The following is a 19,659-nucleotide window of genomic DNA, read 5'->3' as shown; positions in this document are numbered from 1 at the left end:
CTGAATATATGAAAAATTACTTTGTATGGTTGCTTCTGTTGCTTCCGCTTCTGGCAACCGGTTGTTATGGAGAAGAAGAGAAAGAGGACGGCCCGGGGGATTATATCTGGGATTTCATAAACTATAATATTTATTTTTCGGTGAAGGATGCTGCCGGGGCTAACCTGTTGGACCCGCAGGTTTCATCAAATTTATTGGCTAATGAAATTACGGTGGAATACGAAGGTAAGACCTTTCCGCTGGAAAACTCTGTGGATACGCGGTTTAATATGCCCCGGTCTTTAGGATTAAGAAAAGAGCTACTGGGTAAAGAGAAAAAGCGTGTTCTTTCTTTTGGTGAGTTTTCTCCGGAACATCAATATAAGGGAGAGACTTTTACGATCCATTGGGGAGACGGGACAAAAGACGTGGTGAAATTTGACTTATACATCACCTGGAAGAAACAGGATCCTACGATACACAAGAAACTTTATTTGAATGGTAAGGAGTACAGTGAGGACTCTTTTTTGATAGAGATCGTGAAATAGGTGTGCTATACACATTTTGATATAATAAAACGGTGAACATACCATGCATGTGCAGTATGTTCACCGTTTTTTATTTTATAGATAATCGCTCAATTAATGGCAATGCCCGCAACCGCAGCTGTCTCCACAGCTATCTCCGCAGTCGTCACCGCAACCGTCACCACAACCGTCACCACAACTTCCGCAGCTGCAACCACCTTCACCGGTCATCATTTTAACCATTTCCTGGATTTCTTCGTTTGTAGCCGGACGGCTTTCAACAACTTCACCCGCGAAAGTCAAATCTTCACCTGCCAACGGATGGTTCATATCCATTACCACAGTGTCGGCTTTTACCTCAACTACGCTACCGTTCAGGCGCTGGCCTTCTGAATTCATCAGAGGGATGATATTTCCCGGATAGATATGTTCGTTATCGAATTTTCCGTCAATCTCAAAGATGTTTTTCGGAAGATCAATCACATGTTCTTCATCATATTCACCGTAAGCTTCGGCAAAAGGAATGGTAAATTCAAACTTATCTCCTTTATTGAGGTTTGCTATCTGTGATTCAAAAGCTTCAAGCGTAGTACCCAAACCGGAAATGAACTGAAAGGGATGTTCGGCTGTTGCTTCTTCTACTAAATCTTTTTTGCCATCTTCTGTTGTATACAGTTTGTAAGCTACAGTGATGTACTTGTTTTCTGCTGTTTCCATCTGTTCTTTATAATGTTATTAATAAAATTCGGATTTTCCGTGGGGACAAAGATACGAATTAATCATCAGAGATTTGTGGACTGGTATGGAGTTTATTCTTTCGTAGTAGAAATTAATACCTGTTGGCTGATAGGCGGTGATTTTATGAAAATAAGGAATGCCATGTCTCAATTTTACTTAAATGAAAAAAAGTATTTTATTTCGTTATTATATATAACAAAATAAATAAAATGTATAAACGGATTGAGTTGTCAAAGGGTTTTCTTTGTATTATTTATTAATAAGATGTTAGTGTGTCTTTTGTTTTTTTACAACATACATAAACCTATGAAAACCTTACTGGACAATTTATCTTCTGATTTACTGCAAAATCAGGTCTTTCAAACAGGATTTAGATTTTTAACCATTGTGAAAGGAAGCCATTTGCCGAAAATGGATAGCAATGTTTTAATTTTTATCATGAGTGGCACTATGAAAGTTTTTTCTGGTGAGAAAGAATTAGCTATTATTGACGAGCGGCATATCTTCTTTTGGGATAAAGAAAATGATCATGTTTGTGAGATGCTTTCAGATACACAAGTCATTCTGTTTGCATTCGGCGATTTAATTGTACATGATTTGCTGACATTTAGGCCTTATGCTTCCTTTCAGGACAAGTCTGCTCTGAAAGGTACAGGACTCAGATTCGCGGAGCCATTGAACTCTTTTCTACAGCTTCTGGTGCTGTATCTGGAGATGAAATTAGATGATGTCTCCTTGTATATAACGAAACGGCAGGAACTGTTTTATATTCTGAATTCTGTTTATAATGAGCAGGAACTTGCAATTTTATTCAGCTCTTTGACGGAACAGTCATCCAAATTCAAAGAACAGATACTGGAAAACTATCTCAGTGCAAAAAATGTAGGCGAGTTGGCCAGTCTGTTAGGATACGGGGTCACCAATTTCCGGGTTAAATTTAAAGAGCAATTCGGAGTATCGGTTTATCGTTGGCTCCTCAATCGGAAATCACAACGGATTATTTATCGCATTACCGTATATGGTGATGAGTTTAGCCAGATTATCGATGACTTCGGGTTTTCGTCTCCTTCACACTTTAATAAATTTTGTAGGTCACAATATGGACTTACACCTTGCGAACTTCGCAAGAAACTGAAAACAAACAATAATTCTTAAATTGGAGCTTATGTTAAAAATTCGTTGTTGTATGGAAACAGAATGTAAAAGAGTCATTCTTTTCCTTTTCTTATCTCTGCTGTTTTGTAACGGCTTTGCCCAGACAAAAACATCGGTTGGGGCCGATGAACCTCTCAAATCGTATTCTCATTGGTACTTCGGAGCAGAGTATGCTACTCCCTTTTTATTTGGTGATTTTACTTCATTTTCGGCAGATAAAACTTATATCGGGTCTCAGCTTGGGGGATTTGCAGGCTATCAGATCAATTCGTGGATAGGTATAGAGGCATCCGCACGGACCGGATATACCAGAATGGGCGCAAAATCTTATGCGTCCGATTACCTCCTGAGTGCTGACGGAATGACTTATTATACCAAGCAGGACTTTACTACCTGGAAGTATAAGGATGTGTTTTCGAAAGTACACTTCACCAATCTTGGCTTACAGATGAATCTGAATGTAAATAACTTCTTTGGGCTCAACCGGGGCAACCGGCGTTGGACGGTATTGCTGAGTCCTGCTGTCTATGCACAACGTTTCTCTACGGAGTTAGTAAATAAGGCGGATAAGAGCTCGTTGTCAGGCAAAAAGACTGATGACTGGAACTTTGGGGTAGGGGGAGATCTCTCTTTGCGTTACAAGATTTCACGCGCTTTTGACGTACAGTTGCGTACGGGAATTATATGGGTCAATAATAATAAGATGGATGGTGTGTCGACCCTTATCAAGTCAAAAGACCATTTTATGACGAGTGCCGGGCTTTCCTTGATATGGAAAGTGGGTAAGAAGAAACAAGATAATGTCCTTTATGCCTCAAAGCATGTGACAGATATTGCGGTAAGATATATAGAGGAGCGCGCGGTGGACTTACCCACACCTGTTTGCTGTACGGAGGATTCGATAGAGAAGAACCGGATGAAACAGGAAATAGCTTCCTTAAATATGCAGTTGCAGCAAGCGCAAACGGATGCGAAAGAGAGAGTGGAATCCAATCCGGTGCTGGGATTCAATGAGTTGCCTCCTGTCTACTTTAAGAGGGGATCGGCTTATCTGAATGTAGCTTTATACAAAAATGAATTATCCCGCATTGTGGAAACCCTAAAAAAGTATCCTGATCTGAAAGTCATTCTTTTGGGTTATGCCGATCATACGGGTAATCCGGATATTAATCAAAAAATCTCTTTACAGCGTGCGGAGGTGTTGGCAGCTTACCTTGAAAAGAAGGGAATTGACAGCAAACGTATCAACGTGAAAGGAGAGTGTATAGATACGCTTACTTCCGATCCTAACAGCTACAGTGTACTTGCCAGGCGAGTTATTGTTGAAATTCAAAAATGAAAACTATGATTAGAAAGAGAATATATCTGTTGTTGTTATTGATTCCGTTGCTGTATGGCTGTAAGGAATCCGATTTCAACGATTTACTTGACAGACAAGGTGATCAGAAGAAAGAACTGCAGGAGCTGACAGAGTTATGCAGAAAATTGAATGAAGATATTTATAATCTTCAGGTGATTGTCAATATTGACAAGATAGGAGACAACATCACTCACATTGAGGAGTTGGCGGATGGTACGGGATATACCATCTCCTTTTCCAGAAGTGCCCCGATCACTATTCGTAACGGAAAGAAGGGAAATACGGGTCCCGATGGAGATGCCGGCAAAGACGGTATTGACGGTACGGACGGCAAGGATGGTGTAGATGGTGCGGACGGCAAAGATGGCGTAGATGGTGCCGATGGTACGGATGGTAAAGATGGAGAGAACGGCACCGATGGTAAAGATGGTGTGGATGGAACGAATGGCTCCGATGGCAAGGATGGCGTGGATGGAACAGACGGTAAAGATGGAGCTAATGGTACGGACGGAAGCAAAGGAGAACAAGGTGATCCCGGACAGAATCCGGTGGTCGGCATTATGCAGGACCCCACTGACTCGGAATATTACTGGACTGTAAAAGTCGGTTCCGGTGAACCATATTATCTGGCGGACAATGACGGAAACCGGATAAAGGCAGTCTCTGCGGTCCATGATGGACGGACTCCTCAGTTAGGAGTGAAACAGTGGACGGTGGCTGATGGCGGTGACGATAACTATTACTGGACACAGAAGATAGGGTCTGATCCTGAAACATGGATTGAGGCGGGTGGAAAGAAAATAATTGCCAACGCAAAAGATGCCGTGTCTGTGTTTGAGAAGGTGGAATATAATGATCCGGATTATATAGAGTTTACTTTAAGTGGGGGAGCAACCCAATTTAAAATACCGGTGGGAAAACCTTCTATTGAGGTGCCGGAGGGACGCAAACTGCTCTTCTTCAGTCGTGGCGAGTCCCGGGTGATTGCTTTCAGTTGTAAGGGTATCTCTAAGGAACGGCTATCGGTAGATGTTCCGGAGGGATGGAAGGCAACGGTTGATTTTGATGCAGGTACACTGGCCCTTGAAGCTCCTTTGGCAGGAGCAGCGGGCGTAGCATTATCCGGAGATGTAGTACTGAGGAGTACGAATACCACAGAAGAAGCAGCACGGAGCTCTTTCGCCGTGAGTATGCTTTATAGGATAATGCTTCCGGATTTCAAAGGCTCTTATGTCTACAACATCCGTCTTTGGGGTAAAAAGGTGGGAGAGCTTTGCCGGGAATATCAGCGGGAGTTAAAGCAGTCTGCAACGATTGTCTATCCTTATCTGACAGGAGGAATTTATGGGGCGGGGCTTATCACGAATACAGGAGGCACGGTGCAGCACGACGGTACGGGCTATCATGCTCCTGCTGCCGACCGGCCGGCAGTCATGTATATCTATACTGAAGACGGGGCGGAATTCTATACCGACAGTTCGTTGAAAGGACGGGAACCGGATTTCGGAGATGGCCTGCAAGCGGAAAAACTGACTGATGTGGATGGTAACACCTATCGCATCGTGAAAATAGGTAAACAGTATTGGACCATGGAAAATTTACGGACGCTTAGTTATCCTGATGGAAGTCCTGTCGAAACTAACTTATCGGGGCATGCTTGGAAAGAAAGTGGATTTGAAGATACAGGTTCAGGTGCTTGTGCCGTGTATGATTATCAGGACGCCTCCGCTACAGGAGCTTTTGCCAATAAAATATCTTATGGCGTTTTGTACAATTGGGTGGCAGCAAAGAAAGTAGTACCCGATGGATGGAAACTTCCTACGGAATCTGATATCGTATCTATATTGCGGGCTTTTCTGGGCACCAATGCCGGTACGTTATTGAAGGAAGCCGGGACAGAACATTGGAATGTTGCCGGCGGAACTGATCTCACTGGTTTTGGCGGTTTCGGAGGGGGATATAGGGCTGCTGACGGTCTTTCGTTTAACGATCTTCAGCAAGCCGGTATCTGGTGGAGTAGCGCCAGCCTGGAGAGTGTCGGTGCTGTATTCAGGTTATCTGCAACTTCTTCCGAGTTTGGGTTTAATAGTGGAGATAATAATTCGGTGGGTTATAGCGTACGGATTTTGAGAGAAGACTAATCTTTAAAACAGGAAATCATGAAGAGATATAAAAAATATATATTTATCATTTTGTCGGTTTTGTTGGCAGGAGGATGTGTTCAGGAGGACATTAACGAAGCCTTGCGCCGGGAAGCCGAATTGAATGTCCGGATGGGAAAGCTCCGGGAATGGATATCCGATACCAATAATGAAGTACGGCTGCTTGCCACGATAGTGAATACGATACCGACTCATGATTACATTGAAAGTGTGACAGAGTTGCCCGATGGAAACGGTACACTGATCGTTTTTCATAAAGGGGGAGACATGCTTGTAAAGAATGGCCTGGTAGGGAATAAAGGAGAAAACGGTAATGACGGAACCGATGGCAGTAATGGCAATGATGGTCAGAACGGCGCAGATGGTACGGATGGCAAGGATGGTGTTGACGGTGAAGATGGGGCAGATGGTCAGAATGGCTCGAACGGAACTGACGGAACCGACGGCAGTAATGGCAATGATGGTCAGGACGGCGCAGATGGTACGGATGGCAAAGACGGAGTTGACGGTACTGACGGTAAAGATGGTGTGAAAGGTCCGGCCGGAGATACTCCGTTGATGGGTGCTAAACAGGATACGGATGGTAATTATTACTGGACTGTACAGATAGGTGCCGGAGTGGTAGAGTGGCTGACGGACGGAGAGGGTAATAAAGTGATTATGACTCCGGTAAATGGTATTACTCCATCTGTCGGTATAGCTAAAGATACGGACGGAGAATATTACTGGCAGGTTACTGTCGGAACTGTTACGAAGTGGATGACAGGAGCAAGCGGAGAGAAAATTGTAGCCACCGTGACAGATGGCAGCCAGTCCATCTTTACGTCTGTGAATCCGGGAGATCCGGAGTATGTCATTTTTACAATGACTGACGGAAGTGTCTATAAGGTGGCTAAATCCGCAGATAATAAACTGATATTCAATGAAACGGGACCTCTTTTCTTCCGTCGTGGAGTAGCACTGGACATTCCGTTTGATTGTAGTGGTTTCCGGCAGATAGTAAAGGTGGCAGGAACATGGGATGCTACGATTAATTATCAGCCGAAAGCTTTGCAAGGGGTGCTGACTGTGAAAGCGCCTGCTGCCGGTTCGGCTCTGCCGGCTTCGGAAAGAATAACGATAGAAGGCACAGATGCCTTGGGAAATACTGTCCGGGCAGACATCTTGGTAACGTTGTATTATCGTATTGAGCTTCCGAAGTTCAATAGTTCCCTGGTTTATGATATTTTGATGGAGGGGTTTAAAGTAGGAGAAATATGCCGGGAGTATGTGCCGGCTTATTCCACGACGGACCGGGCTACTGTAGTCTATTCTTATAATGCTGCTTCGCGTGTTTTTGGTTCGGGGATTATTCTGGAGAACGGAGCGTCGATACAGCATGACGGAACAGGGTATACTCCCGTTACGGGCAATCCGTCGTCTACTGCCATACTGACGGAAGACGGCAGTCAGTATGTAATGCCGGCAGATGGAACAGATGGGCTGGTGAACGGGACTGTTTGCGGGCTGAAAGCTTCCTTGGCTGTCGATGTGCAGGGATATGCTTACCGGGTTGTGAAAATAGGCAGTCTCTACTGGATGGGAGAAAATCTGAAGACAACCCAATTTAATGATGGTACTCCTATTCCTACCGGTTTTGCCACTTCAGAAGCTTGGATGATTCAGTGCGGGTCAGACCTTCCTGCATGTCAGGTTGACCGGGCGGCTAATGCCGATGCTCCGGGTGCTATGCAATATCGCAACCAGTACGGTGTGCTTTACAATCTGTTTGCGATGAAAGGGAATATAGCTCCTCAAGGATGGCATGTTCCTTCTAAAGCAGAACTGCAAGCATTGGTAGACTTTGTGGGGGCAGATGCACGTAAACTGAAATCGACAGCTATTGGGAAAGGGATCGGAAGTTGGATGGAGAGTGCCGGAATAGAGGGAGACAATCTGACCGGTTTTACTGCTTTACCTGCTAATACGGTCGAGGGTAGTAATGGCAGTACCGGAGCTTCGGAAACAACAGGGCAATGGTGGTCGACGGAAGCGGATTACCGCATCCGGATGAGTTTTAGGTCCAATTCTGTAGAGCAACTGACTCCCGGTGTTGCCGGGTTGGGCGAAGGTAACAGTATCCGTTGTGTCCGGGATGCAAATTATTAATTTAACTCTAATAAATATGAATCATATAATCAAACTATTGTTTCTCTGTTTGTTCCTCGTTGCTTCCTGTAGTCAGGAAGAGATAAACGAAGTGCTGAAGAATCACGCGGAAATGGAGGAACAGGCAAACTCTATCGAAGAGTTATGTAAAAATATGAATAGGGATATTGTTGCCTTAAAGCTGATCATAGACTCGTCTGAATCCGGTGATTACATTACCGGATTCAACGAACTTGCCGATGGAAGCGGCTATACGATCAGTTTCTTTAAGAGTGGCACCATTGTCATCAAGAATGGTGAGAAAGGAGATGACGGTAAGAAAGGGGAAGACGGTAAAGATGGTCAGAATGGTCAGGACGGCACCGATGGCAAAGATGGTCAGGATGGTACCGATGGCAAAGACGGAGTTGATGGTACCGACGGCAAGGATGGTCAGGATGGTACCGATGGTAAAGACGGAGTTGACGGTACCGACGGCAAAGACGGTCAGGATGGTACCGATGGTAAAGACGGAGTTGACGGTACGGATGGTAAAGACGGTGCGGAAGGAGATAAGGGAAAAAATGGTATAGCTCCCGTCATCACCATGAAAATGGATACGGACGGGCATCTGTATTGGGCTAACAAGGCTCCGGATGGAACTTCTTCTTTTCTTTTGGATAACAACGGGCAAAAGGTCAGAGCTTCGGGAACCGATGGCATTGTTCCGGTCATTGGGGTCAATGCGGCAGGATACTGGACGCTTGACTACGGGAGTGGTCCTGTTGAATTGGAAGATGCTGCGGGTAATCCGATGAAGGCGAAAGGTGCATCCGGCGATCCTATGTTCCGGAAGGTGGTCAGTGAAGACGGTTATATTGTATTTTATCTGAGTGATGGAAAAACTCTTAAAGTGCCGGAATGGCAAGGATCACAGGTCGGACTGGAGACTTCGGAAGTGGCGTATTTCCATCGGAGCGAATCCCGGACCTTTGCATTTACTTGCAGTGGCGTGAATAAAGATATTGCTCCGGTATGTACGGCTCCGCGCGGTTGGACAGTTACGGCAAGGTATACATCGGCCACCGATGGCGAAATAACAGTGATTGCCCCTGGTAAAGGTTCGGCTGATGGAGCATTGTCCGGTACTGCTGTCCTCGAACTGACTGCTAAGGATGGTAAGAAATTGCCGGCAACGCTTGAAACTACCTTATTACTTGAATTTAAAGTGCCCGATTCTTCCCGTTCGTTTGTTTATGAACTTTATGTTGAGGGAGTGAAAGTAGGAGAACTATGTCATGAGTTTATTCCCGATTATTCATTTGGATCGGGTAAAAGTGCCTCGGTCTTTTATCCTTATAATGTTTATAACAAGGCGTTTGGTGAAGGAGTGGTTCTGGACAACGGAGGAAAGGTGGATTATCTGACTACCGTTTATACGCCGGGTACTAATACGGAGCCATTCACCTCTTTGTTTACCGAAGACGGAGTGAATTTTATTACCGGTGATTATATCGGTTACTCGGGCAATCAGGCAAGCGGACTCCGTCCTTATCAGGCTACCGACAATGAAGGTAACTCGTATCGGGTGATGAAAATCGGTACACAGTATTGGATGGCGGATAATTTGCGGACGATAACAAACAGTGCAGGAGTCATTTCCTCAGAATGGAGAAAGGATGGTATCCCGCGATATGCTGTATATGGTTTCCCCGCTGGCATTACGGAAGATAGCCGGACCATTCGCAATCAATATGGACTGTTGTATAATGCAGGTGTGTTTTCCAGTGGCACGTCCTTGGTCCCTAAAGGCTGGAAAATACCGAATCATTTGAGAGACTGGGATACATTGCGGGATTTCTTAGGTGGGGATCCTAAAGTAGCCGAGGCATTGAAGATTGCCGGATTTGTCGGGAAACCCGGTGGACGGCGCAATGCTGATGAGCCTTTTGCTTTTCAGGAAAAAGATGAAGTTGGGTATTGGTGGTTTGACAGTGTTGATGGGAATGATTGCTGGGCACTCTCCGTCAATCCTTCGAATGTAGCCGTACCACAATGTACGAATACATATAGTCGTGGCTTCGGATTTAGTATACGTTTTATTCGTCAGTAATATGCCATTGTTTACTTTGAAACTTTAAACTCTTGTTGCGAAAACATCCGGGTGTTGTTGTGTGAAACATCCGGATGTTTTGTATTATAACATGGGGATGTTTTACGATACAACATCCCCATGTTTTATTGGTTTGACTTTAATCTAATCTTTCCGCTCTTTTCTTTTTCCTTGATTTCTATTGATGTTTCTTTGTTTTCTTCCTTGAAGAGTTGTCGCATAATTGGTATGTTTGTGCTGTTTATATTCAATTTGTATATATTCTGAAAGCGGATTTTTATAAGGAATAGTTCGGAATATAGTATTCTGAATGATAAATGCGTATTTAATGATGGGCTTTGCTTACAATTATTTTGTTTTGAGTGATTTTTTTCTTCAATTTGTTTGGAGTTTATAAAAAAGCACTTACCTTTGCAGCACATAAAGAAAGAAAAACAGAAGTTATGAATAATCATACATCAATTAACCTGGCAGTCCTGCATATTATTCGCGTCGTGGTGATTCCATCAAGAGCGTGAGAAAGGTTATGTATGTATTCGTACAGATAGAAGATATGATTTAGAGCCTTTCTCACTACGGTGGGAAAGGCTCTTTACTTAAAAGGAATATTGAAATGAAAAAGCAGTTACGCAGTTCGTTCAGCACACAAGGCCGTCGCATGGCGGGTGCCCGGGCACTTTGGGCAGCCAACGGTATGAAAAAAGAGCAATTAGGCAAACCTATCATTGCCATCGTCAATTCGTTCACTCAGTTTGTTCCGGGACATGTACATCTACATGAAATAGGCCAGTTGGTGAAAAAAGAAATTGAGAAGCTGGGATGCTTTGCTGCAGAGTTCAATACGATTGCCATTGATGATGGCATTGCTATGGGGCACGACGGAATGCTCTATTCCCTTCCCTCCCGGGATATCATTGCCGATAGCGTAGAATATATGGTGAATGCCCATAAAGCGGATGCCATGGTGTGTATCAGCAATTGTGACAAAATCACTCCGGGAATGTTGATGGCGGCTATGAGGCTGAATATTCCTACTGTATTTGTATCCGGAGGCCCGATGGAAGCCGGTGAATTGGACGGGCAGCATTTGGACCTGATTGACGCGATGATTAAGTCGGCCGACGAAAGTGTGAGCGATGAAGAAGTTTCCAAAATTGAGAATCGGGCCTGTCCCACTTGCGGGTGCTGTTCGGGGATGTTTACTGCCAACTCGATGAACTGCCTCAACGAAGCGATCGGTCTGGCACTCCCCGGAAACGGAACGATTGTGGCGACTCATGCCAACCGTACCCAATTGTTCAAAGATGCTGCGAAACTGATTGTAGAAAATACCTATAAATATTATCGGGACGGTGATGAGAGTGTGCTTCCCCGGAGCATTGCCACCCGTGAGGCATTCCTGAATGCCATGACACTGGATATTGCGATGGGGGGATCTACCAATACGGTACTCCACCTGCTGGCGATAGCTCATGAAGCAGGAGCGGACTTTAAAATGGATGATATCGATATGTTGTCGCGCAAAAGCCCGTGCCTGTGCAAGGTAGCGCCGAACACTCAGAAGTATCACATTCAGGATGTGAATCGTGCCGGAGGTATCATGGGGATTATGGGACAACTTGCCAAAGCCGGATTGATAGATACATCCGTGGTCCGTATCGATGGGATGACATTGGGTGAAGCAATTGATAAATATGATATAACAAGCCCGAACGTATGTGAAGAGGCTATTAAGAAGTATAAGAGTGCGGCTGCCGGGAAGTTCAATCTGGTGCTCGGCTCTCAGGACGTCTATTACAAAGAACTGGATACGGATCGTGCCGAAGGGTGCATTCGCGATATGGAACATGCATATAGCAAAGACGGAGGACTGGCCGTACTGAAAGGAAATATAGCTCAGGATGGTTGTGTGGTGAAAACAGCCGGTGTGGACGAAAGTATCTGGAAGTTTACCGGTCCGGCAAAGGTATTCGATTCACAGGAAGCCGCCTGCAATGGGATACTTGGAGGAAAAGTTGTCAGCGGAGATGTAGTCGTCATCACGCACGAGGGTCCGAAAGGAGGTCCCGGTATGCAGGAGATGCTTTATCCCACCTCTTATATTAAATCGCGCCATTTGGGCAAGGAGTGTGCGCTGATTACCGACGGCCGTTTCAGTGGCGGTACATCGGGACTCAGCATTGGTCATATCTCTCCCGAAGCGGCCGCCGGAGGTAATATCGGGAAGATCAAGGATGGTGATATCATCGAAATCAATATCCCCGAACGGACTATCAACGTGCGACTGACCGATGAAGAACTGGCTGCACGTCCGATGACTCCGGTCACTCGTGAACGCTATGTGCCTAAGAGCCTTAAAGCGTATGCCAGCATGGTAAGCTCTGCCGATAAAGGGGCGGTGAGACTGATTGATTAACTATGGGGTTGTTTCAATCGAAATCATAAATCGTTAAATTGTAAATTTTAGTACATGAGTAAAGATATAATTTCAGGCGGTGAAGCATTAATGCGTTCTTTGGAATATCATGGTGTAAAGACGATCTTTGGTTATCCCGGAGGTTCCATCATGCCGGTATTCGATGCCTTATATGACCATAGGGAGACTTTGAATCACATTTTGGTTCGCCATGAACAGGGAGCGGCACATGCTGCTCAGGGGTTTGCCCGTGCTTCGGGTGAAGTAGGGGTTTGTCTGGTGACAAGTGGCCCCGGAGCTACTAATACCATTACCGGTATTGCGGATGCGATGATTGACAGTACACCGATTGTGGTGATTGCCGGACAGGTGGGAACGGCTTTTCTCGGTACGGATGCTTTTCAGGAAGTCGACCTGGTAGGTATTACACAACCGATCACGAAGTGGAGTTATCAGATTCGCCGTGCCGAAGATGTTCCGTGGGCAGTGGCCCGTGCTTTTTATATTGCCAAAAGCGGACGCCCGGGACCGGTAGTGCTTGACTTCGCGAAAAATGCTCAGGTGGAGAAGGCGGAATATTTTCCTACAAAGCTTGATTTTATACGCAGCTATGTGCCTGTACCCGAGACTGATCCGGAGGCTGTGAAAGTAGCTGCCGAATTAATTAACGGTGCGGAACGGCCGTTGGTATTGGTAGGTCAGGGTGTAGAGTTGGGCAATGCTCAGCAGGAACTGCGTGCTTTTATCGAAAAAGCAGGCATGCCCGCCGGATGTACGCTGCTGGGACTGTCGGCCTTACCGACTGAACACCCTCTGAATAAAGGTATGTTGGGAATGCATGGTAATCTCGGACCGAACATGAACACCAATAAATGTGATGTCTTGATCGCTGTCGGTATGCGTTTTGACGACCGTGTGACCGGCAATTTAGCCACCTATGCTAAACAGGCTAAAGTGATTCATTTTGATATTGATCCGGCTGAGGTGAATAAGAATGTACATGCGGATGTAGCAGTATTGGGTGACTGTAAAGAAACACTTGCCGCGGTAACGGCATTGCTTCAACCCAATGAGCATAAAGAGTGGCTGGATAGTTTCCTGCCTTATGAACAGGTGGAAGAAGAAAAGGTGATCCGTCCGGAATTGCACCCGATGGGCGATACGCTTTCAATGGGAGAAGTGGTGCGTGCAGTAAGCGATGCAACGAATCATGAAGCAGTATTGGTAACTGATGTAGGGCAGAACCAGATGATGTCTGCCCGATACTTTAAATACTCAAAGGATCGTAGCATTATTACCTCCGGAGGGCTCGGCACTATGGGATTCGGACTTCCTGCCGCTATCGGTGCTACTTTTGGCCGACCGGACCGTACGGTTTGTGTATTTATGGGTGACGGTGGTTTGCAAATGAACATTCAGGAGCTGGGAACCATTATGGAACAGAAGGCACCGGTTAAAATCATCGTATTGAATAATAATTTTCTGGGAAATGTACGCCAATGGCAGGCAATGTTTTTTAACCGTAAATATTCGTTTACACCCATGTTGAATCCTGATTATATCAAGATTGCTTCTGCTTACGATATACCGGCCAAAAGGGTTTTCACCCGTGAAGAACTGGCTGATGCGATAGAGGAAATGATTGCGACAGAGGGTCCGTTCCTGTTGGAAGCCTGTGTGATTGAAGAGGGGAATGTATTGCCGATGACTCCTCCGGGAGGTTCGGTTAATCAGATGTTGTTGGAATGCTAATAATTTAGAGGTTATGGATAAAACATTATATACGTTAATTGTTCATTCAGAGAACTTTGCCGGATTGTTGAATCAGGTTACGGCGGTATTTACCCGTAGGCAGATTAATATAGAAAGTCTGAATGTTTCGGCTTCTTCCATCAAGGGGGTACATAAGTACACCATTACAGCCTGGACTGACAAGGATACGATTGAGAAGGTTGTCAAGCAGATTGAGAAGAAAATAGACGTGCTTCAGGCGCATTATTTCACTGAAGATGAAATTTATTTCCATGAAATAGCACTTTACAAAGTGTCTATGCCGGAATTTCAGTCACAACCGGAGGCGTCGAAAGTGATCCGTCGTTATAACGCACGGATTGTAGAAGTTAATCCGGTATTTGCCATTGTCGAGAAAAATGGAATCAGTGAGGAAATTACTTCCCTCTACGAAGAATTGAGCGCATTGAACTGTGTGTTGCAGTTTGTACGTTCGGGGCGGGTGGCCATCACTACCAGTTGTTTTGAACGCGTGAACGAATTTCTGGCAGATCGTGAAACCAAATATAACTTAAGCAAAGGAGAGGAAAAATAGATGAGTGATGCGAATAAGATAGGAAGTTATAAGTTTATTGCGGAACCTTTTCATGTCGACTTCAAGGGGCGTTTGACAATGGGGGTGCTCGGTAATCATCTGTTAAATTGTGCCGGTTTTCATGCCAGTGAACGTGGGTTCGGGATTGCTACATTGAATGAAGACAATTATACCTGGGTACTGTCCCGTCTGGCCATCGATCTGGAAGAGATGCCTTATCAATATGAAGAGTTTACCGTACAGACGTGGGTGGAGAATGTATACCGTCTTTTTACAGACCGTAATTTTGCTATTCTGAACAAAGATGGCAAGAAGATCGGGTATGCCCGTTCGGTATGGGCGATGATTAATCTGAATACCCGTAAACCTGCCGATTTGCTGACATTGCATGGCGGCAGTATCGTGGATTATGTATGTGACGAACCTTGCCCCATTGAGAAACCTTCGCGCATCAAAGTGACAACAGACAAGCCTTCTGCTAAGTTGACCGCTAAGTATAGTGATATTGATATCAATGGCCATGTGAACAGTATTCGTTATATAGAGCATATCTTGGATTTATTCCCCATTCAATTATATATGAGGAAACAAATTCAGAGGTTTGAAATGGCCTATGTGGCAGAGAGTTATTACGGTGACGAACTTTCTTTCTTTGAAGAAGAGGTGAACGAAGATGAGTATCACGTAGAGATAAAGAAAAACGATTGTGAAGTGGTTTGCCGCGCAAAAGTGAAGTTTGTATAGTTTAAAATATAATAGGATGAAAAAAATAGTTTTTCTTTTACTGCTTTTTGTTTCTTGCCGGGTGGGTGCCCAGCAGTTTCATTTGATTCCTAAAGTTGGTTTGAACTTGGCCAACACTACCGGAGAAGTGGATTCTAAAGTACGTCCCGGACTTAATGTGGGATTGGGTGGCGATGTGATGCTGACTGAACGGTTCGGAATAGAAGCAGGAGTGTACTACTCAATGCAGGGAAGTAAATATAACGGTAATGGGGTTTCTTATACAGACAAGTTGGATTATATAAACATCCCGGTATATGCGAAAGAATTCATATATAAAGGATTGTATCTATTCGGAGGTCCGCAGTTTAGTTTTAATGTGAACTCAGAGAATAAAGCATCTTCGGATCATGCGACCACAGTTATAGGTATGAACGTGATTCGTACGTTTGATTGTGGTGTGGGACTTGGTGCCGGATATCAGTTTGAGCGTGGCTTGCTGGTTTCTCTTAACTATAATATCGGATTGATTAATGTAAACAAAGCGTGGGCAAGTAATTCTAATCCGAAAGCAAACAATAGTGTGGTGCAGCTTAATGTAGGCTGGCGGTTTGCACTATAATAAATAAAGAATATAAGTTTAATTATTAATAATCGGTTTTGCTTCCTAAATAAGATGAAGCAGGACTTTTAAAACAAAAAAGAAAAATGGCACAATTGAATTTTGGCGGTGTTACGGAGAATGTAGTAACCCGTGAAGAATTTCCTTTGGAAAAAGCTCGTGAAGTATTGAAAAATGAAACAATCGCTGTTATCGGTTACGGTGTGCAGGGACCGGGTCAGTCACTGAATTTGCGTGATAACGGTTTCAATGTGATCGTTGGTCAGCGTCCGGGAAAAACATATGAAAAAGCAGTGGCAGACGGCTGGGTTCCGGGTGAAACACTGTTCGGCATCGAAGAGGCTTGCGAGAAAGGTACTATTGTGATGTGTCTGTTGTCAGATGCTGCCGTAATGTCTGTATGGCCTACTATCAAACCTTACCTGACTGCCGGAAAAGCGCTCTACTTCTCTCATGGTTTTGCAATCACCTGGAGTGACCGTACCGGTGTCGTTCCACCGAAAGATATCGATGTGATCATGGTTGCTCCCAAGGGATCGGGCACTTCACTTCGTACGATGTTCCTTGAGGGCCGTGGACTGAACTCTTCATACGCTATCTATCAGGATGCTACCGGAAGAGCTATGGAGAGAACCATTGCATTAGGTATTGGAGTTGGTTCAGGATATTTGTTTGAGACTACTTTCGTTCGTGAAGCTACTTCTGACCTTACAGGCGAACGCGGTTCACTGATGGGAGCTATACAAGGACTGCTGCTGGCTCAGTATGAGGTTTTGCGTGAAAACGGTCATACTCCATCTGAAGCATTTAATGAAACAGTAGAAGAGCTGACTCAGTCATTGATGCCTTTGTTTGCTAAGAATGGTATGGATTGGATGTATGCCAACTGTTCTACGACAGCTCAGCGTGGTGCTCTTGATTGGATGGGCCCGTTCCACGACGCAATCAAGCCCGTTGTTCAGAAATTATATAATAGTGTCAAGACAGGTAATGAAGCACAAATTTCTATTGATTCCAATTCAAAACCGGATTATCGCGAGAAACTGGAAGCAGAACTGAAGGCATTGCGTGAAAGCGAAATGTGGCAGACAGCCGTAACAGTTCGTAAACTTCGTCCGGAAAATAATTAATCAGAATATACAAGTTTTGATAAGAGGGAGAATGATTGTTCTTCCTCTTTTTATTTTATTGGTATTTAGTGTTTTATTGGTTTTGTGTGAAGTGTGTATGTTGTATAATATAAAAAATAAGTCTGTTTATTGGATAAATGTATCAAGTTTTATATATATCTTTGTAGTCTAATTCACAAACAAACTATTTGTCAATATGAAAAATCGTGTTTATGCAACGAAAAAGATGCTGAGAGTATTATTAAGTACTCTTTTATTGGGATGCGTGGTTGTAGGATGTATTGATGAGAAAGATCATTATAAACCAGATGAAAAACCGTCCGGGGTAGCTAATTCCTTTGATTTTGCAACTACACAAGATGTTCAATTGGATCTGAAGTATGATATTCCTGCAGAGAATTATCAGGTATTATTTGAACTGTATTTTGAGAATCCGTTGACAACTGATGCTGACGGACAGATTGTGAAACGCACTGATATCGACCCCAAGGTTGTGAGAATGACTGATGGAACCGGAGTATATCGTGCCAAAGAAACAATCCCGGCTTATGGCGAGGAAGTATATATTTATACCTCTTATATCGGAGTACCTATGTTGTATAAAACTAAAATAGAAGGGAATACAATAACGGCTGATATAAACTGGGATACGGCTGCCGAAGCATCTGTGCAGACGCGTGTAGGTGGTGAGTATCAAACGGTGCCTGAAGGATTTTATACTTTGGGCAGTTGGGATATAAAAGGACGGCCTAACTATTTGGATAATGAAGGTGTTATTGAATTGACGCCCGCATTTTACAGAACAATTAATAAAACTATACCGGAGGATGGAAACTGCCCTCAGAAATATCGCCAGTCGGTTGATTTTATGATTAATGACGAACATGGTGCCGAAGTGAAGGTGCGTTTTATCGGAGGGACAAGTGCGGCATATAGTGCGTTTGGCTATTATTGCTATTCGGAAGGGGCAAATGTCGCTCAGATTCGGAAAGCTAAAAAGTACGTTGTATTCCCCAATACTAAAACGGGAGTCGGTATTAAAGGCGGGGAGTGTGTAAAACTACATTATATTGATGCTGACGGAGAAGATAAGGGAACTGTATTCCCAAAAGGGACTAAAATAGGCTGGTTTATTAGTAATGATGCTTTTACGAGAAAAGGGACGACTACTAATGGTAATGTAGGTAAAGGACGGGGAATGTTCTATTCAACTACTGCATTAAATAACGATCAACGTAAGCATACAGCTGCATTTAAAATAAATGAATTTATTGTATTATCGTTTGAAGATTGGACAAGTCAAGATTATAATGATGTTATGTTTAATGTCTGGTCAAATCCGATAGAGGCTATTATCCCTCCCGATATGCCCTCGGTTGATCCGGAAGATCCGGACGATCAGTCAATAGCCTATAAAATGACGTATAAAGGAATTTTGGCTTTTGAAGATAATTGGCCTTCTAAAGGTGATTATGACCTGAATGATGTGATTGTGAAATATAATTCGGTTTTGAGTTTTAACACCAAAAATCAGGTACTTTCTACTGAAGATACTTTTACTGCTATGTGGTCGGGAGCGTTATTTAAGAATGGCTTTGCTTACCAAATGAATACAGAAAGGGCAAATGTAGAAGAGTGTGACTTCATCGAGGGGAAATCGGCTTGGGGAAGTCAGGGGTTGGATAATGAATTAAGCCAGGCTACTGTTGCTGTATTTGCCAATGCTATTGAAGAGACCGGTAGCAATACAAAGACCTCTGCATTCAAGATACGGAATAAATTTAAGCAACCTGTAGATCATGAAACTTTTGGAGTGGCTCCCTACAATTCATTCATCTTCTTGCACCAGAATACAGGAAAGGATCGTACGGAAGTACATTTGGTAAACCATAAACCAACTGATAAGGTAAATACAGCTCTCTTTGGAAGCCAGCAGGATTTATCGGATACAGACAAAGGGATCTATTACGTGTCAGACCAGAATTATCCGTTTGCTATTCATTTGGCAGATGTTGAAACATTCAATACGGAAGAGAAGAAATCTATTGATCAATCATATCCGCGTTTTGCTTCATGGGCAAAATCAGGTGGAAAGACAGATAAGGATTGGTATTTGAAGAAATAAGCAGACTGCTGCTTTATTGTAAACGAGGTTGTCAAAACTCATCACAGAGGACACAGAGTAGCATAGGGGTGGTTTAAGTTGCTGATTATTAGTAAAAAGACTCTGAGGTACTCTGTGTTATTCCGTGGTGAGTTTTGACATAACTTCGTTTTTTTG

General features: G+C 43.9%; 14 protein-coding genes. 13 read left to right on the top strand and 1 reads right to left on the bottom strand.

What is annotated here, in order from left to right:
- Positions 1-8: 8 nt before the first annotated feature.
- Complete coding sequence (locus R3O62_RS21935; protein ID WP_005781307.1) at positions 9-527, top strand: hypothetical protein; 519 nt, start codon at positions 9-11, stop codon at positions 525-527.
- 93 nt (positions 528-620) lie between these two features.
- Here the strand turns inward: R3O62_RS21935 and R3O62_RS21930 are convergent, their stop codons facing one another.
- Positions 621-1,223 (bottom strand): FKBP-type peptidyl-prolyl cis-trans isomerase, encoded by a 603-nt coding sequence (locus R3O62_RS21930; RefSeq protein ID WP_317472512.1) that lies wholly within the window; start codon positions 1,221-1,223, stop codon positions 621-623.
- A 327-nt stretch (positions 1,224-1,550) separates the two neighbouring features.
- On the opposite strand from R3O62_RS21930, the gene R3O62_RS21925 reads away from it, so the two are divergent.
- The 12 genes from R3O62_RS21925 (at position 1,551) to R3O62_RS21870 (ending at position 19,503) form a co-directional block, all read left to right on the top strand.
- Positions 1,551-2,399, top strand: a complete 849-nt coding sequence (locus tag R3O62_RS21925) for a helix-turn-helix domain-containing protein (RefSeq protein ID WP_005781301.1) — start codon at positions 1,551-1,553, stop codon at positions 2,397-2,399.
- Between the two features lie 31 nt (positions 2,400-2,430).
- A complete protein-coding gene (locus R3O62_RS21920; RefSeq protein ID WP_269109908.1) occupies positions 2,431-3,738 on the top strand; it encodes an OmpA family protein in 1,308 nt (435 codons plus the stop codon).
- Positions 3,739-3,743: 5 nt separating this feature from the next.
- Positions 3,744-5,900, top strand: a complete 2,157-nt coding sequence (locus tag R3O62_RS21915) for an FISUMP domain-containing protein (protein ID WP_269109907.1) — start codon at positions 3,744-3,746, stop codon at positions 5,898-5,900.
- Between the two features lie 18 nt (positions 5,901-5,918).
- Complete coding sequence (locus R3O62_RS21910) at positions 5,919-8,069, top strand: FISUMP domain-containing protein (RefSeq protein WP_227560257.1); 2,151 nt, start codon at positions 5,919-5,921, stop codon at positions 8,067-8,069.
- Positions 8,070-8,085: 16 nt separating this feature from the next.
- Positions 8,086-10,161, top strand: coding sequence for a PL29 family lyase N-terminal domain-containing protein (locus R3O62_RS21905; protein WP_165016173.1), 2,076 nt, complete (start codon positions 8,086-8,088; stop codon positions 10,159-10,161).
- Between the two features lie 613 nt (positions 10,162-10,774).
- Positions 10,775-12,577 carry a dihydroxy-acid dehydratase gene (gene ilvD, locus R3O62_RS21900; protein ID WP_227560258.1) on the top strand — a complete coding sequence of 601 codons (1,803 nt, stop codon included), beginning with the start codon at positions 10,775-10,777 and terminating at the stop codon, positions 12,575-12,577.
- 54 nt (positions 12,578-12,631) lie between these two features.
- A complete protein-coding gene (gene ilvB, locus R3O62_RS21895; RefSeq protein WP_227560259.1) occupies positions 12,632-14,329 on the top strand; it encodes a biosynthetic-type acetolactate synthase large subunit in 1,698 nt (565 codons plus the stop codon).
- Between the two features lie 13 nt (positions 14,330-14,342).
- Entirely contained in the window at positions 14,343-14,903 is a 561-nt protein-coding gene (ilvN, locus tag R3O62_RS21890; protein WP_005781288.1) for an acetolactate synthase small subunit, read from the top strand.
- The gene (locus R3O62_RS21885; RefSeq protein WP_005781287.1) at positions 14,904-15,647 is read left to right on the top strand and encodes an acyl-[acyl-carrier-protein] thioesterase; all 744 of its coding nucleotides are present in this window, start codon (positions 14,904-14,906) and stop codon (positions 15,645-15,647) included. It begins immediately after the preceding gene.
- A gap of 16 nt (positions 15,648-15,663) precedes the next feature.
- On the top strand, positions 15,664-16,248 hold the full coding sequence (locus R3O62_RS21880) for a porin family protein (protein ID WP_005808313.1): 585 nt from the start codon (positions 15,664-15,666) through the stop codon (positions 16,246-16,248).
- 86 nt (positions 16,249-16,334) lie between these two features.
- Positions 16,335-17,378, top strand: coding sequence for a ketol-acid reductoisomerase (gene ilvC / locus R3O62_RS21875; RefSeq protein WP_005808312.1), 1,044 nt, complete (start codon positions 16,335-16,337; stop codon positions 17,376-17,378).
- Positions 17,379-17,574: 196 nt separating this feature from the next.
- Entirely contained in the window at positions 17,575-19,503 is a 1,929-nt protein-coding gene (locus tag R3O62_RS21870) for an LruC domain-containing protein (RefSeq protein ID WP_317472511.1), read from the top strand.
- Positions 19,504-19,659: the final 156 nt, after the last annotated feature.

This window comes from Bacteroides hominis (assembly GCF_033042785.2).
In the GTDB taxonomy this organism is placed as follows: Bacteria; Bacteroidota; Bacteroidia; order Bacteroidales; family Bacteroidaceae; genus Bacteroides; species Bacteroides hominis.
The sequence above is the reverse complement of the archived record's forward strand: the minus strand, read 5'-3'. Positions and strand labels throughout refer to the sequence as shown.

Bases quoted from the DNA above. Each gene is read 5' to 3' on its own strand.
- R3O62_RS21935 (WP_005781307.1), top strand. From the start codon at position 9: ATGAAAAATTACTTTGTATGGTTGCTTCTGTTGCTTCCGCTTCTGGCA.
- R3O62_RS21930 (WP_317472512.1), bottom strand. From the start codon at position 1,223: ATGGAAACAGCAGAAAACAAGTACATCACTGTAGCTTACAAACTGTAT.
- R3O62_RS21925 (WP_005781301.1), top strand. From the start codon at position 1,551: ATGAAAACCTTACTGGACAATTTATCTTCTGATTTACTGCAAAATCAG.
- R3O62_RS21920 (WP_269109908.1), top strand. From the start codon at position 2,431: ATGGAAACAGAATGTAAAAGAGTCATTCTTTTCCTTTTCTTATCTCTG.
- R3O62_RS21915 (WP_269109907.1), top strand. From the start codon at position 3,744: ATGATTAGAAAGAGAATATATCTGTTGTTGTTATTGATTCCGTTGCTG.
- R3O62_RS21910 (WP_227560257.1), top strand. From the start codon at position 5,919: ATGAAGAGATATAAAAAATATATATTTATCATTTTGTCGGTTTTGTTG.
- R3O62_RS21905 (WP_165016173.1), top strand. From the start codon at position 8,086: ATGAATCATATAATCAAACTATTGTTTCTCTGTTTGTTCCTCGTTGCT.
- ilvD (WP_227560258.1), top strand. From the start codon at position 10,775: ATGAAAAAGCAGTTACGCAGTTCGTTCAGCACACAAGGCCGTCGCATG.
- ilvB (WP_227560259.1), top strand. From the start codon at position 12,632: ATGAGTAAAGATATAATTTCAGGCGGTGAAGCATTAATGCGTTCTTTG.
- ilvN (WP_005781288.1), top strand. From the start codon at position 14,343: ATGGATAAAACATTATATACGTTAATTGTTCATTCAGAGAACTTTGCC.
- R3O62_RS21885 (WP_005781287.1), top strand. From the start codon at position 14,904: ATGAGTGATGCGAATAAGATAGGAAGTTATAAGTTTATTGCGGAACCT.
- R3O62_RS21880 (WP_005808313.1), top strand. From the start codon at position 15,664: ATGAAAAAAATAGTTTTTCTTTTACTGCTTTTTGTTTCTTGCCGGGTG.
- ilvC (WP_005808312.1), top strand. From the start codon at position 16,335: ATGGCACAATTGAATTTTGGCGGTGTTACGGAGAATGTAGTAACCCGT.
- R3O62_RS21870 (WP_317472511.1), top strand. From the start codon at position 17,575: ATGAAAAATCGTGTTTATGCAACGAAAAAGATGCTGAGAGTATTATTA.